The organism is Pseudomonas poae RE*1-1-14 (assembly GCF_000336465.1).
Lineage (GTDB): Bacteria > Pseudomonadota > Gammaproteobacteria > Pseudomonadales > Pseudomonadaceae > Aquipseudomonas > Aquipseudomonas poae.
Genome location: NC_020209.1, coordinates 3,770,758 through 3,784,445, shown reverse-complemented (window position 1 = coordinate 3,784,445; position 13,688 = coordinate 3,770,758). Strand labels below are relative to the sequence as shown.

The 13,688-nt window shown below is 60.5% G+C and carries 15 protein-coding genes and 1 pseudogene; 10 read left to right on the top strand and 6 right to left on the bottom strand.

All coding sequences use genetic code 11. From position 1 onward, the window contains the following. Positions 1-89 precede the first annotated feature (89 nt). The 3 genes from mdaB (at position 90) to H045_RS16525 (ending at position 3,201) form a co-directional block, all read left to right on the top strand. On the top strand, positions 90-680 hold the full coding sequence (mdaB, locus tag H045_RS16535; protein WP_003230897.1) for an NADPH:quinone oxidoreductase MdaB: 591 nt from the start codon (positions 90-92) through the stop codon (positions 678-680). 31 nt (positions 681-711) lie between these two features. Then, the gene (locus tag H045_RS16530) at positions 712-1,608 is read left to right on the top strand and encodes a LysR family transcriptional regulator (protein ID WP_015372948.1); all 897 of its coding nucleotides are present in this window, start codon (positions 712-714) and stop codon (positions 1,606-1,608) included. A gap of 147 nt (positions 1,609-1,755) precedes the next feature. After that, entirely contained in the window at positions 1,756-3,201 is a 1,446-nt protein-coding gene (locus tag H045_RS16525) for a SulP family inorganic anion transporter (protein WP_015372947.1), read from the top strand. Between the two features lie 25 nt (positions 3,202-3,226). Here the strand turns inward: H045_RS16525 and H045_RS16520 are convergent, their stop codons facing one another. Further along, positions 3,227-3,607, bottom strand: coding sequence for a lysozyme inhibitor LprI family protein (locus tag H045_RS16520; RefSeq protein ID WP_015372946.1), 381 nt, complete (start codon positions 3,605-3,607; stop codon positions 3,227-3,229). A 159-nt stretch (positions 3,608-3,766) separates the two neighbouring features. On the opposite strand from H045_RS16520, the gene H045_RS16515 reads away from it, so the two are divergent. Continuing rightward, the gene (locus H045_RS16515) at positions 3,767-4,135 is read left to right on the top strand and encodes a glyoxalase superfamily protein (RefSeq protein ID WP_015372945.1); all 369 of its coding nucleotides are present in this window, start codon (positions 3,767-3,769) and stop codon (positions 4,133-4,135) included. Between the two features lie 638 nt (positions 4,136-4,773). Here the strand turns inward: H045_RS16515 and H045_RS25890 are convergent. Together H045_RS25890 and H045_RS25885 are read right to left on the bottom strand one after the other, a co-directional pair. Next, entirely contained in the window at positions 4,774-5,478 is a 705-nt protein-coding gene (locus H045_RS25890; RefSeq protein ID WP_422394107.1) for a methyl-accepting chemotaxis protein, read from the bottom strand. A gap of 198 nt (positions 5,479-5,676) precedes the next feature. Further along, positions 5,677-6,558 (bottom strand): annotated as a pseudogene (locus tag H045_RS25885) (methyl-accepting chemotaxis protein); the annotation flags it as partial. A gap of 387 nt (positions 6,559-6,945) precedes the next feature. Here H045_RS25885 and bamJ point away from each other — a divergent pair. Further along, positions 6,946-7,563, top strand: a complete 618-nt coding sequence (gene bamJ, locus H045_RS16505) for a BamJ family beta-barrel-assembly machinery protein (RefSeq protein WP_003230860.1) — start codon at positions 6,946-6,948, stop codon at positions 7,561-7,563. Positions 7,564-7,692: 129 nt separating this feature from the next. Here bamJ and H045_RS16500 read toward each other — a convergent pair whose 3' ends face one another. From H045_RS16500 to H045_RS16490, 3 genes are all read right to left on the bottom strand, one after another. Further along, positions 7,693-7,950, bottom strand: a complete 258-nt coding sequence (locus tag H045_RS16500) for a PA4570 family protein (RefSeq protein ID WP_003230859.1) — start codon at positions 7,948-7,950, stop codon at positions 7,693-7,695. Between the two features lie 159 nt (positions 7,951-8,109). After that, positions 8,110-8,451 (bottom strand): zinc ribbon domain-containing protein YjdM, encoded by a 342-nt coding sequence (locus H045_RS16495; RefSeq protein WP_003230858.1) that lies wholly within the window; start codon positions 8,449-8,451, stop codon positions 8,110-8,112. A 196-nt stretch (positions 8,452-8,647) separates the two neighbouring features. After that, complete coding sequence (locus H045_RS16490; RefSeq protein ID WP_015372944.1) at positions 8,648-9,616, bottom strand: polyprenyl synthetase family protein; 969 nt, start codon at positions 9,614-9,616, stop codon at positions 8,648-8,650. Between the two features lie 239 nt (positions 9,617-9,855). On the opposite strand from H045_RS16490, the gene rplU reads away from it, so the two are divergent. The 5 genes from rplU (at position 9,856) to H045_RS16465 (ending at position 13,589) form a co-directional block, all read left to right on the top strand. Beyond that, positions 9,856-10,170, top strand: a complete 315-nt coding sequence (gene rplU, locus H045_RS16485) for a 50S ribosomal protein L21 (protein WP_003230856.1) — start codon at positions 9,856-9,858, stop codon at positions 10,168-10,170. 31 nt (positions 10,171-10,201) lie between these two features. Next, the gene (gene rpmA / locus H045_RS16480; RefSeq protein WP_003176049.1) at positions 10,202-10,459 is read left to right on the top strand and encodes a 50S ribosomal protein L27; all 258 of its coding nucleotides are present in this window, start codon (positions 10,202-10,204) and stop codon (positions 10,457-10,459) included. Between the two features lie 194 nt (positions 10,460-10,653). After that, positions 10,654-11,877 (top strand): Obg family GTPase CgtA, encoded by a 1,224-nt coding sequence (gene cgtA / locus H045_RS16475; protein ID WP_003230855.1) that lies wholly within the window; start codon positions 10,654-10,656, stop codon positions 11,875-11,877. Positions 11,878-11,990: 113 nt separating this feature from the next. Continuing rightward, positions 11,991-13,109 (top strand): glutamate 5-kinase, encoded by a 1,119-nt coding sequence (proB, locus tag H045_RS16470; protein WP_003230854.1) that lies wholly within the window; start codon positions 11,991-11,993, stop codon positions 13,107-13,109. A 15-nt stretch (positions 13,110-13,124) separates the two neighbouring features. Further along, positions 13,125-13,589 (top strand): CreA family protein, encoded by a 465-nt coding sequence (locus H045_RS16465; protein ID WP_032869812.1) that lies wholly within the window; start codon positions 13,125-13,127, stop codon positions 13,587-13,589. Positions 13,590-13,688 lie beyond the last annotated feature (99 nt).

Here is a 13,688-nt window from a genome sequence, read left to right as displayed (position 1 = left end):
AACTGTATTTTGCTCTGCCGCCGCTTATTCCGGGCGGGTGATAGCGATAGCCTGACGGCCTGTATTGATAACCCTCAGGATCCCCTTCCATGAAAAAAGTACTTTTGCTCAACGGTGGTAAAAAATTCGCCCATTCCGATGGCCGTTACAACGCCACCCTGCATGAGGCCGCTGTGGCCGTGCTCGACCGTGGCGGCCTCGACGTCAAGGTCACCCACATCGACGAAGGCTATGACGTTGCCGAAGAAGTGGCCAAGTTCCTCTGGGCCGATGTAATCATCTATCAGATGCCCGGCTGGTGGATGGGCGCGCCGTGGATCGTCAAGAAATACATCGATGAAGTCTTCACCGAAGGCCACGGCAGCCTGTACGCCAGCGATGGTCGCACGCGTTCTGATGCCTCGCAGAAGTACGGCAGCGGGGGCCTGATCCAAGGCAAACACTACATGCTGTCGCTGACCTGGAACGCGCCGCAGCAGGCCTTTGACGACCCGGCCGATTTCTTCGAAGCCAAGGGCGTGGACGCGGTGTACTTCCCGTTCCACAAAGCCAATGAGTTTCTCGGCATGAGTGTCTTGCCGACCTTCCTCTGCGTGGATGTGATGAAACGCCCGGCCATCGACGCCGACGTGGCGCGCTACGAGCAGCATCTGGCGCAGGTGCTGCGCCTGTCGGTGTAAGCTTGCGTCGACCGATCACGAGGACCGCCCCTTGAAAGCCCGATCCGATGAGCTACAGATTTTCGTCAGCGTGATCGAGTGCGGCTCGATTTCGGCGGCGGCCGAGCAGGTCGGGCAGACGCCCTCGGCGGTCAGTCGCACGCTCTCGCGGCTGGAAGCCAAGCTCGACACCACGCTGATCAACCGCACCACGCGGCGCATGGACCTGACGGAGGAGGGCCGGTACTTCTTCAAACAGGCCAAGCGGATACTGGCGCAGATGGATGAGCTGGAGGAGCACCTGTCGTCGCGCCAGAAAACCCCGGCCGGGCGGCTGCGGGTCAATGCCGCGGTGCCGTTCATGCTGCATGGGATCGTGCCGTACATTGCCGAATTTCGAGCCTTGTACCCGCAGATCCAGCTGGAGCTCAACAGCGATGACCTGATCATCGACCTGCTGGAACACAGCACCGACATTGCCATACGCATCGGCGCACTGGCTGACTCGACCCTGCACGCGCGCGCCCTTGGTTGCACGCCGCTGCATGTGCTGGCCAGCCCGGCCTACCTCAAGCGATATGGCACGCCGGCCAGTGTCGCTGACCTGGCGCAGCACACCTTGCTGGGCTTCAGCCAGACCGATACCCTCAACCACTGGCCGCTGCGCCATGTGGAGGGCGACCGCTGGCTGATCCAGCCTGCCATCGTCGCGTCCAGCGGCGAAACCCTGCGGCACCTGGCGCTGCAAGGGCAGGGTATTGCCTGCCTGTCGAATTTCATGACCGGCGAAGATATCAGCGCGGGGCGCCTGGTGCCGGTGCTGGAGGCGTTCAACAGCGGGTATCGTCAGCCGATCCACGCTGTGTTCTATCGCAACTCGCAACTGGCGCTGCGCATCCAGTGCTTCCTGGATTTTATCCAGGCCAAGCTGGCGCGCTATGCCTGCTGACAGCCGGTGAGCCCCGTCAAATAAGGGCAGGGGTTCGCCGACGGAAGGGGCGCCTCGGGCCACCTGTCGTCATATCTTCACTGGCCCCTGCGAGCACATTTGCGTACCATTCCCCGCCTGACCCCCCCGCAACTCCCTGGTACCTCCATGACCTTTAACCGTTTGCGCGCCGACGCCCTGGCCGGCCTCACCACGTCTTTCGCATTGCTGCCCGAGTGCATCGCCTTTGCCCTGGTGGCCCATCTCAACCCGTTGATGGGCCTGTATGGCGCCTTCATCATCTGCACCCTCACCGCCTTGTTCGGCGGTCGGCCCGGTATGGTGTCCGGTGCGGCGGGCTCGATGGCGGTGGTGATCGTCGCACTGGTGGTGCAGCACGGCGTGGAGTACCTGCTGGCCACGGTGCTGCTCGGCGGGCTGATCATGGTCGCCTTCGGCGTGCTGCGCCTGGGCAAGCTGGTGCGCATGGTGCCGCATTCGGTGATGCTGGGGTTCGTCAATGGCCTGGCGATCATCATTGCGCTGGCGCAACTGGAGCATTTCAAGCGTGGCGAACACTGGCTCAGCGGCACGCCGCTGTACGTCATGATCGGCCTGGTGGCGGCGACGATGGCGATTGTCTACCTGCTGCCGCGCCTGACCCGCGCGGTGCCGCCGGCGCTGGTGGCCATCCTCGGCGTGGGCCTGGCGGTGTACCTGCTCGGCCTGCCCACCCGTACCCTGGGCGACATGGCCCACATCGCCGGCGGCCTGCCGACCTTTGCGCTGCCGCAGATTCCCTGGACCCTGGAAACCCTCGGCATCATCGCGCCCTATGCGTTTCTGATGGCCATGGTCGGCCTGCTGGAAACCCTGCTCACCCTGAACCTCACCGACGAAATCACCGAGACCCGAGGCTACCCGGACCGCGAAAGCGTTGCCCTGGGCGCGGCGAACATGGTGTCGGGCCTGTTCGGCGGCATGGGCGGCTGCGCGATGATCGGGCAAACCGTGATCAACCTCAGTTCCGGCGGGCGCGGGCGATTCTCCGGCGTGTTCGCCGGGGTGATGATCCTGTTGTTTATTCTGTTTCTGTCGCCCTTGATCGAACGCATCCCGCTGGCGGCGCTGGTGGGGGTGATGTTCGTGGTGTCCCAGCAGACCTTTGCCTGGGCCTCCTTGCGGGTGATCAACAAGGTGCCGGTCAATGATGTGCTGGTGATCATTGCGGTGACGGTGATCACGGTGTTCACGGACCTCGCCACGGCCGTGCTGTGCGGCATCGTGATCGCGGCGCTGAACTTCGCCTGGCAGCAGGCTCGCGAGCTGTATGCCGATGAGCACCTGGAGGCGGATGGCAGCAAGCTGTATCGGTTGCACGGCACCTTGTTCTTTGCCTCGACCACGCCGTTCCTGAATCAATTCGACCCGGCCAACGACCCGGCACAGGTGACGCTCGATTGCCGTCACCTGAGCTTTGTCGATTACTCAGCGATTGCCGCGCTGATGACCTTGCGCGAGCGTTACACCAAGGCCGGCAAGCATGTGCGCGTGCTGCACCTGTCGGAGCGCTGCAAGAAGCTGCTCAAGCGGGCGAAAGTGCATCACGATTGAGCGCGTCTGTTTATGGACCAGCCAGTTACGGCCCAACCAGGTCTTCGAGTTCCTGGGCGCGGGTCTGGGTCATGTCCAGCACGCAGCCGGAGCCGTTGACCTGATCGATGGTGCCGCCGGTGGCGCTGCCGACGAAGGCGCAATTGGCGTCGCGGTATTTGATCCACAGGCGCTGCACGTCTTGCAACTGCTGCTTGCGTTCACCTTCCTGTGCATCCAGCGCGGTCTTGTAGGCCCTGTTCAGGCGCGCATCCTGCACCTTGGTTTCCTTGACATTGCACGTGACCATGGCGAGGGTGGTTTCGGCGCTGTCCATGCATTTTTTCAGCGCAGGATTGTCGGCGGCTGAAGCTGCGCCGCAAAGCGCCAGAAGCAGGGCGCTGACGGCAAAAGATGTACGAATCATGATCGGGTTCCCGTGCGTGAGTGGCGTTGCATTCTATGACTCGCAGACAGCGTGCGAGTTTCGGGCAAGTCCGAGCGAGCGGTGAGCCCATCTCCTGGCGAATTTTCTTCGTGGGTTTTCGCCTCTATAGTGGGCGCTCTTTTACACGGAGCGGTCGCCATGCACTTAGGAAAAGTCATCCCCATCCTGCGGAGTTTCGACGAGGCCAAGGCCTTGGAGTTCTACGTCGACTTCCTGGGCTTCAAGGTCGATTGGCAGCATCGGTTCGAAGCGAATTATCCGCTGTACCTGCAGGTGTCTCTGGGGGAGTGTGTGCTTCATGTGTCAGAGCACCATGGCGATGCGTCACCGGGGGCGGCGGTGCGGATTCAGACGCAAGGATTGGACGCTTACCAGCAGCAGTTGCAGGCCAGAGACTACCGGTTCGCCAAGCCCGGCGTTGAACAAACGCCCTGGGGATCGCGGGAAATGAGCATCAAGGACCCGTTTGGAAATCGCCTGGTGTTTGTCGAGGAAGGCGAGGGCTGAGAGGTAAATCGCAGGCAATAAAAAACCGCCTGGGTAGGGGCGGTTTTTTATTGCAATCCCAGTTAGTGGCTGGGGCTTGCGAACTCAAGGACACATTGACCTGCAGACGAATACTACTGACGCTAATGTCATCGCGCAAGGTTGAGTGACGGTTGCATTGGGCGTGGATGCTATTGATTTTCTTGCGATCAGTCGCTGCAAAAACTTGCAATAAACTGGTGGGCAATACTGCGTATTTAACGTTTTCTGGAATCACCTCAAACCTGAATGTTCGTTAGGATTCTCCCCGTTCTACGTTTGTCTCTTTCAGGTGTGCCGGGTGCGCGCGCAAATTCTGGGCCGACCGCCACGGGCTAGTAATCCGTGCCGGATTTATGCGGGAGGACCATCAACCCGGCCGCCTCAAGGACGCATTGACCCGCATCTGAAGGCTCACATGTTCCGGTAAGTGCGCTGGAGGTAAGGCCCAACTCACGGAGGGCCGAGTATGTCTAAGTTTGCACGACGTACGTGGAACCTCGTAGTGAATGCGCTGCGTATTTATCACGCATGGGCATTCCTGCGGGACAGCTTCGACGACCTGTAAGGTCTGAGAAGTGGGGCCGCCTCGGTTAAACCTGAGGCGGCTTTTTGCTGAGTCAAACGCGGAAGTGACTGACCATCTGCTGCAACTGGCTGCCCAATCGAGCCAGCTCAACGCTCGACTTGGCCGTCTCGTTGCTTGCCGTGGCGGTCTGTTCCGACACGTCACGCACATTCACGATACTGCGGCTGATCTCTTCGGCCACCGCGCTTTGCTGTTCTGCCGCCGCGGCAATCTGCTGGTTCATCGACTGGATGTTCGACACCGTGCGGGTGATGTTTTCCAGGGAGGCACCGGCCTTGCGCGTCAGCTCGACACTGCTGTCAGTGAGGCTGCGGCTGTTGTTCATCACGTTGGCCACTTGCTGGGTGCCGTTCTGCAAACCGGCGACCAGGCCTTCGATTTCCTCGGTGGATTTTTGCGTGCGCTGGGCCAGGCCACGCACTTCGTCGGCCACGACCGCAAACCCACGACCGGCTTCACCGGCACGTGCCGCTTCAATCGCCGCGTTGAGTGCCAGCAGGTTGGTCTGTTCGGCCACGGCCTTGATCACGTCCATCACGCTGCCAATCTTGTTGCTCTCTTGTTGCAGATGCGACATGGCGTCGGTGGAACGTGCCACTTCGGCGGCAAGGCGTTCGATCTGGGCGATGGCTTCGGCCACCACCTTGTCGCCGGCGCGGGCCTGACCGTCCGCATCGGCGGCAGCCAGTGAAGCCTGCTCGGCGTTACGCGCCACTTCCTGCACAGTGGCGGTCATTTCGTGCATGGCGGTGGCGACCTGATCGGTCTCGATCTTCTGGCTGTTGACCCCGGCGCTGGTCTGCTCGGTCACGGCCGACAGCTCTTCGGCAGCGCTGGCGATCTGGGTCACGCCGTCGCGAATGCCGCTGATCAGCTCGCGCAGGGTGGTGCCCATGCGCTGGATGCCTTGTTGCAACACACCCAACTCGTCCCGACGGGTGACCTGGATATTGTGGCTCAAGTCGCCAGAGGCAATGCGCTCGACCACGGCGAGGGTCTCCTGCAGTGGACGGGTGATCTGGCGAGTGATGACCAGCGCCGCAATGATGCCAACCAGCAGGGCCAGCAGCGTGCTGATCAACTGCAGGCTGCGGGCCTGGGCGCTTTCGGCGTCACGACGTTGCAATTGGATCTCGTAGAGCTTTTCGCTGATGGTGACGATATCGGCGCCCTGAGTGGTCATTTCGGCGCGGGCGCTGACGATGTTGGCATTCGCTGCCTTATAGCTCTGCACGGCACTGCGATAGGCGCCCAGTGCGGTTTCCAGAGAACTCAGCGCGGTTTGCTGGCTGCTGCCAAAGGCGGCGCTGAGATTCTTCAGGCTGCTGATGGCCTTGTCGATCTGAGCGGCGGCACGGGCCTCGGTCTCTGCATTGACGTTGTTGGTATAGCCTCGCACCTCGTAACGGGCCTGCTGGAGTTCGGTCTTGGCGTTGACCACGGCCTGGTACTGAGTGAAGCGTTCCGGGCTGTCGGGCATCTGCTGCACGTTGGCATCAAGGGCGTTGATCTGCGCGTTGGCGATGTCGGCCTTGTCTCCCATCATTTCGCGTGCAGCGTTGCCGTTGCGGTAGGCCTCGCGCATTTTGTTCAGCGACTGTTGATAGGCGGTGATCACGGTTTTCTGCGCGTTGAGCAGCTTGAGGTTTTCCGGGCTCTTGAAGCTGTCGAGCAGCTTTTGCTGCTGGGCGGTGAAGGCATCCAGGTTGGTTTGCACGTTTTGAGCAACGGTCTCGTCGCCGTTGGCCAGCATGTATTGCAGGCGCACGATACGCAGTTTGGTCAGGGAGGCATTAAGCTGGGTAATATCGCTCATCCAGTTGCTGCGGTCGATCAGGCCGCCCAGGCTGGTCCAGCCGGTGAGTGCCAGGATCGACGTGAGGACAAGCACCAGGCCGAAGCCCAGGCCGAGTTTGAGGTTTACGCTGATGTTACCGAACCAGCTGTTCATCGATTGCTCCGCAAGAAAAATGTCTGTCTGCTGGACGATGTTGTTTTTTGAGCCAGCCAAGGTGTAGCTCTCTATCGGCGGCAAAAGAAAAATCTGTAGGGTTTTTATCTGCGATGCGACAAAAAAGCACTAAAAGGGGGCGGCGATGCTCCGCAAGGGCGCATCCCCAGTTGCTCTTATTATGCTAGTCTGCGGGCCCTTTTAATTGTGGACGGCGCGGCACATCGCGTGGTCCCACAGCGGAGCCTTTTCATGTCCGACGTTAATCTGTCTACCGACGAAACCCGCGTCAGCTACGGTATCGGCCGTCAGTTGGGCGACCAACTGCGCGACAACCCGCCACCGGGCGTCAGCCTGGACGCCATCCTGGCCGGCTTGACCGACGCGTTCGCAGGCAAGCCAAGCCGTGTCGACCAGGAGCAAATGGCCGCCAGCTTCAAGGTCATCCGCGAAATCATGCAAGCCGAAGCGGCTGCCAAGGCTGAAGCAGCCGCTGGCGCTGGTCTGGCGTTCCTGGCTGAAAACGCCAAGCGTGACGGCATTACTACCCTGGCGTCCGGCTTGCAATTTGAAGTGCTGACCCAGGGTGACGGCGCCAAGCCGAGCCGTGAAGACCAGGTGCGTACCCACTACCATGGCACCCTGATCGACGGCACTGTGTTCGACAGCTCCTACGAGCGCGGCCAGCCTGCGGAATTCCCGGTGGGCGGCGTGATCGCCGGCTGGACCGAAGCCCTGCAACTGATGAATGCCGGCAGCAAATGGCGCCTGTACGTGCCGAGCGAACTGGCATACGGCGCTCAAGGCGTTGGCAGCATTCCGCCGCACAGCGTGCTGGTATTCGATGTCGAGTTGCTCGACGTTCTGTAAGACCTGCTTTTGCTTCATGAGGGCGCTGGCTTGCCTGCGATGGCATCACCTCGGTGCTACTTCAGGCCGAGTTGTCTGCATCGCGGGCAAGCCCGGCGCCCACAGAGGGCGCAGCATCCCGTTTTTGGTTCACGGGTGAAACCTGCCATGCAGCTCCGTCGTCGGGCGCAATGCCCGCGCATAGCAGAACAGAAACAGGTTGCGCACCACTTCCTTCAGTACACCCGGTTCACTCGAACTCAGACCATTCACGTCCAGGTCGCCCTGGTCCTGTAGCTCATTGAGCGCTTCTTCTTCCAGCACTGCGCACACTTCGCCGGTTTCCCGATGGAGGATTCGCAGATAGGGGTGTGGGCGGTCCAGCCAGGCATCGATCAAATAAGTCATGGTTCATTCTCCTTGATGGGTTTCAATGAGAATAATTCTTATTCGTGGAATAGCAAGTGCCTATTGGCGATTTGTATTTTTTTCTGTGTGGGTATTGAGCTGCGTCAGCAAAGAGGGCGAAACGCCATCCCGCAGTGGCTGCGGGATGGGAGCGCAGGTTCAGACCTTGCGCACGAACTCGGACTTGAGTTTCATCGGGCCGATACCGTCGATCTTGCAATCGATATCATGATCGCCGTCACACAGACGGATGTTCTTGACCTTGGTCCCGACCTTGACTACCAGCGACGTGCCCTTGACCTTGAGGTCCTTGATGACGGTGATGGTATCGCCGTCCTGCAGGACATTGCCCACAGAGTCTTTCTTCACAGTTTCGTCGCCCGCCACTTCGGCCTCGCCATTGGCGGACCACTCGTGGGCGCATTCCGGGCAGATCAGCTGGGCGCCGTCTTCGTAGGTGTACTCGGAATTGCATTTTGGGCAGGGTGGCAACGTGCTCACTAAAGCTCCTTGAGAGTCAGGGTGGCTAAAAGTCGCACATTATATAGGGTTTATTGCAGGTTGGGGGGGGGCGCCTCGGAACCTTGTGGGAGTCGGGCTTGCCCGCGATGCAGGCACCGCGATGTGTCAGAGGTACCGAGGTGATGCTATCGCAGGCAAGCCAGCTCCCACACAAGCCTGCGCTCGCAGATATTGCTCAGTGCGTACGGGCTACCGCAAACTCGCTCAGCTCGACCAGGGCATCCCGGTATTCGCTGGCTGGCAGGGCTTCCAGGCACTGGATGGCACGGGCCACGTAATCGCGGGCCAGCTGTGCGGTGTACTCCAGGGAGCCCGAGGCTTCTACCGCAGCACGGATAGCTTCGAGGTCTTCAATCCCGCCTTTCTGGATCGCCTTGCGCACCAGTGCTGCCTGTTCCGGCGTGCCTTCACGCATGGTGTAGATCAGCGGCAGTGTCGGCTTGCCCTCGGCCAGGTCGTCGCCGACATTCTTGCCCAGGGTTTCGGCGTCGCCACGGTAGTCGAGCAGATCGTCCACCAGTTGGAACGCCACACCCAAGTGGTCGCCAAAGGTACGCAGGGCTTCGGCTTGTTCGGCCGTTGCGCCACACAACGCAGCGGCGCTGTGGGTCGAAGCTTCGAAGAGCATCGCGGTTTTGCCGCGAATCACTTCCATATAGGTTTCTTCGGTAGTGCTGGCGTCGCGCACTTTGGACAGCTGCAACACTTCACCTTCGGCGATGATGCGCGTGGCCTGTGACAGAATCTTCATCACCGGCATCGAACCCAGCTCGACCATCATCTCGAACGAGCGCGAATACAGGAAATCGCCCACCAGCACGCTCGGCGCGTTACCCCACATGGCGTTGGCGGTCTCGCGGCCACGGCGCATGCCAGACATGTCGACCACGTCGTCATGCAGCAGGGTGGCGGTGTGCAGGAATTCAATGGTGGCGGCCAGCAGGCGCAAGTCATCGCCTTCGCGGCCCAGCGCCTTGCCGCACAGCAACACTAATAAAGGACGCAGGCGTTTGCCGCCGGCCGACGTAATGTAGTCGCCAATTTTGGAGACCAGCGGCACTTTCGAGGTAAGCTGCTGCTTGATGATGCCGTCGACGGCGCTAAAATCGTCCGCGACCGCGCGGTAGAAAGCTTGGGGTTGCATCAGCGACAGTCGCTCCAGAAGGGTTGCGCGGCATGCTAGGACCCTGACCCCCGGGTGTCAAGGCGCGATGGACGGCCCCTTGCAACACCCATTTACCTTGCGTACAATCGCGCACCCTGAACTTCCTGGGCAGCACCTGCCTTACGCAATTGCATTCGGGACGTCCATCCCATGCAGCCATGCCAGCCAATACCTCTTCTTATAAAGCGCTGGGTGAGCAGGATTATCGGAGAAATACCATGTCGTACGCAGTAATTGTTACTGGTGGCAAGCAATACAAAGTCGCCCCAGGTGAATACCTGAAGATCGAAAAACTGGAAATCGCTACTGGCGAATCCGTTACTTTTGATCGCGTTCTGTTGGTCGCCAATGGCGATGACGTGAACATCGGCGCTCCAGTTGTTGCTGGCGCTACCGTTGTGGCTGAAGTGATCTCCCAAGGTCGTCACGATAAAATCCGCATCATCAAGTTCCGTCGTCGTAAGCACCACATGAAGCGTATGGGCCACCGCCAGTGGTACACCGAGATCAAAATCACCGGTATTCAGGCTTAATAGCCTAATTCCTCACTAGGAGAATTGACTCATGGCACACAAAAAAGCTGGTGGTAGTACCCGTAACGGTCGCGACTCAGAAGCCAAACGCCTTGGCGTGAAGATGTATGGCGGCCAGAAAATCATTCCGGGCAACATCATCGTGCGTCAGCGCGGCACCCAATTCCACGCCGGTTACGGTGTTGGCATGGGCAAGGATCACACCCTCTTCGCTAAAATCGAAGGCGTGATCAAGTTCGAAGTAAAGGGCGCGTTCAACCGCCGTTACGTGAGCGTTGTCGCAGCTTAATTGCGAGATCGCTGGAAAAGCCCTGTCTTGCGACGGGGCTTTTTCGTTTGTGGAGTGAGTCTCTTGCAAAGCTGTTTGTCATGGGCGAGAGCAGCAGGATGTGCGGTCGTTGCTTGAGGTCGCTGCGCTCATTTTTGCAAGAGTCTTATGTCTTGGTTTCTTAAGCTCGCCCGTGCGGCGAGAGGCGTTTTGTTATGAAGTTCGTTGATGAAGTTTCCATCCGAGTAAAAGCAGGCGACGGCGGTAACGGTTGCATGAGTTTCCGTCGCGAAAAATTCATTGAAAACGGTGGCCCAAACGGCGGTGACGGCGGTGACGGCGGTTCCATCTACATGATGGCCGACGAAAACCTCAACACCCTGGTCGACTACCGTTACACCCGGCACTTCGATGCCGAGCGTGGTTCCAACGGCGGCAGCACCGACTGCACCGGTAAAAAAGGCGAAGACCTGGTACTGCGCGTACCGGTGGGCACCACCATTATCGACTCGGCCACCCAGGAAGTGATCGGCGACCTGACCAAGGCCGGCCAGAAACTGATGGTCGTGCAGGGTGGCTGGCACGGTCTGGGTAATACCCGATTCAAGTCCAGCACCAACCGTGCACCGCGCCAGACCACACCGGGCAAGCCAGGCGAGCAGCGCGACCTCAAGCTGGAAATGAAGGTACTGGCTGACGTGGGCCTGCTGGGCCTGCCGAACGCCGGCAAAAGTACTTTCATCCGCTCGGTCTCGGCCGCCAAGCCGAAAGTCGCCGACTACCCGTTCACCACCCTGGTGCCAAACCTGGGCGTGGTCAGCGTCGACCGCTGGAAGAGCTTTGTGATCGCCGACATCCCCGGCCTGATCGAAGGCGCTTCCGATGGTGCAGGCCTGGGTATTCGTTTCCTCAAGCACTTGTCGCGCACCCGTTTGCTGCTGCACCTCGTTGACATGGCGCCGCTGGATGAAACCAGCGCTGCGGATGCCGCCGAAGTGATCGTCAGCGAGCTGACCAAGTTCAGCCCGGCCCTGGCCGAGCGTGATCGCTGGCTGGTGTTGAACAAATGCGACCAGATCCTTGAAGAAGAGCACGAGGAGCGCGTCAAGGAAATCGTCGACCGCCTGGAGTGGGAAGGTCCGGTCTACGTGATCTCGGCCATCGCCAAAGAAGGCACCGAGCGCCTGACCCGCGACATCATGCGCTACCTGGAAGACCGCGCCGACCGCCTGGCGGCTGACCCGGTGTTCAAGGCCGAACTCGCCGAGCTCGACCAGCAGATCGAAGACGAAGCCCGCGCCCAGCTGCAGGCCCTGGACGACCAGCGTGCCCTGCGCCGCAGCGGCGTGAAGTCGGTCCATGACATCGGCGACGACGATTGGGACGAGGAAGACGTGGATGATGAGGACGGTCCGGAAATCATTTACGTGCGCGACTGATTCGTTGCGATAAACTTGAACGCCGCTCCTTGTAGAGCGGCGTTTTAGTATCCGGGTATAACGTTATGGGCAGCGCTGGGTCGCGTGCAGCCCTCACTCTAAGGTTGAAGATGATGCGGAGCAAAGTGACAGGCGCGCAGCGCTGGGTCGTAAAGATCGGAAGTGCGCTGCTGACGGCGGATGGCAAAGGTCTGGATCGCGCAGCAATGAGCGTCTGGGTCGAGCAGATGGTGGCCTTGCATGAAGCGGGCGTGGAGTTGGTGCTGGTGTCCTCGGGCGCCGTTGCTGCCGGCATGAGCCGCCTCGGCTGGACCGCGCGACCCAGCGCGATGCATGAACTGCAAGCCGCCGCCGCCATCGGCCAGATGGGTCTGGTGCAGGCCTGGGAATCGAGCTTTGCCGAGCATGGTCGCCATACGGCGCAGATCCTGCTGACCCACGACGACCTGTCCGACCGCAAGCGCTACCTCAACGCCCGCAGCACCTTGCGCGCACTGGTGGAGCTCAAGGTGATCCCGGTGATCAACGAGAACGACACGGTGGTCACCGATGAAATCCGCTTCGGCGACAACGACACCCTGGCCGCGCTGGTCGCCAATCTGGTCGAAGCCGACTTGCTGGTGATTCTGACTGATCGCGACGGCATGTTCGACGCCGACCCGCGCAACAACCCCGACGCGCAGCTTATTTATGAGGCGCGCGCGGACGACCCCGCGCTGGACGCGGTCGCCGGCAGCGTCGGCGGCGCCCTGGGTCGTGGCGGCATGCAGACCAAGCTGCGCGCCGCTCGCCTGGCGGCGCGTTCCGGTGCTCACACCATCATCGTTGGCGGGCGCCTTGAGCGCGTGCTGGATCGCCTAAAGGCCGGCGAGCGCATCGGCACGCTGCTGTCGCCGGAGCGCGGCATGCTGGCGGCGCGCAAGCAGTGGCTGGCGGGGCATTTGCAAACCCGTGGCACCCTGGTGCTGGACGCCGGTGCGGTCTCGGCGTTATCTCAGGGCAACAAGAGCCTGTTGCCGGTGGGCGTCAAACGGGTGCAGGGCAGCTTCCGCCGTGGCGAGATGGTGGTGTGTGTAGCGCCTGATGGTCGCGAAATCGCCCGGGGCCTGGCCAACTACAGTGCCCTGGAAGCGCAGAAGATTATTGGACAATCGTCTGACGCCATTGTCGGAGTATTGGGTTACATGGCCGAGCCGGAACTGGTTCACCGCGACAACCTGATCCTGGTTTAATCAAAGGAATACACGATGCGTTTAATGAAGTGCGTGCTCGGCCTGTTGTTGCTCACACCGCTGGTGGCCTCAGCCGAAGAAATCGCCCAGGTGTCGACAGTGTTCAAGTTTGTCGGCCCCAACGACCGTATCGTTGTCGAAGCCTTTGACGACCCCAAGGTCGATGGCGTGACCTGCTACCTGTCCCGCGCCAAGACCGGCGGTGTCAAAGGCGGCCTGGGTCTGGCCGAAGATCGCGCCGAAGCTTCGATTGCCTGCCGTCAGGTCGGGCCGATCCACTTCAAGGGCGATCTCAAGGATGGCGACGAAGTGTTCAAGGAGCGCACCTCGCTGGTGTTCAAGACCATGCAGGTGGTGCGCTTTCTCGACAAGAAGCGCAATACCCTGGTGTATCTGGTCTACAGCGACCGTCTGATCGAGGGCAGCCCGCAGAATGCGGTCACTGCGATTCCGATTCTGCCGTGGCCAACCGCTCAGTAACCGGCGGGCGAGTTTTGTCAGCGGTGTCTATGATTGCAGGCTCGCGGTCTGTAATCTCGAATCTGTGCAACGCAAAGAACATGGATATCTGGAGTTCGT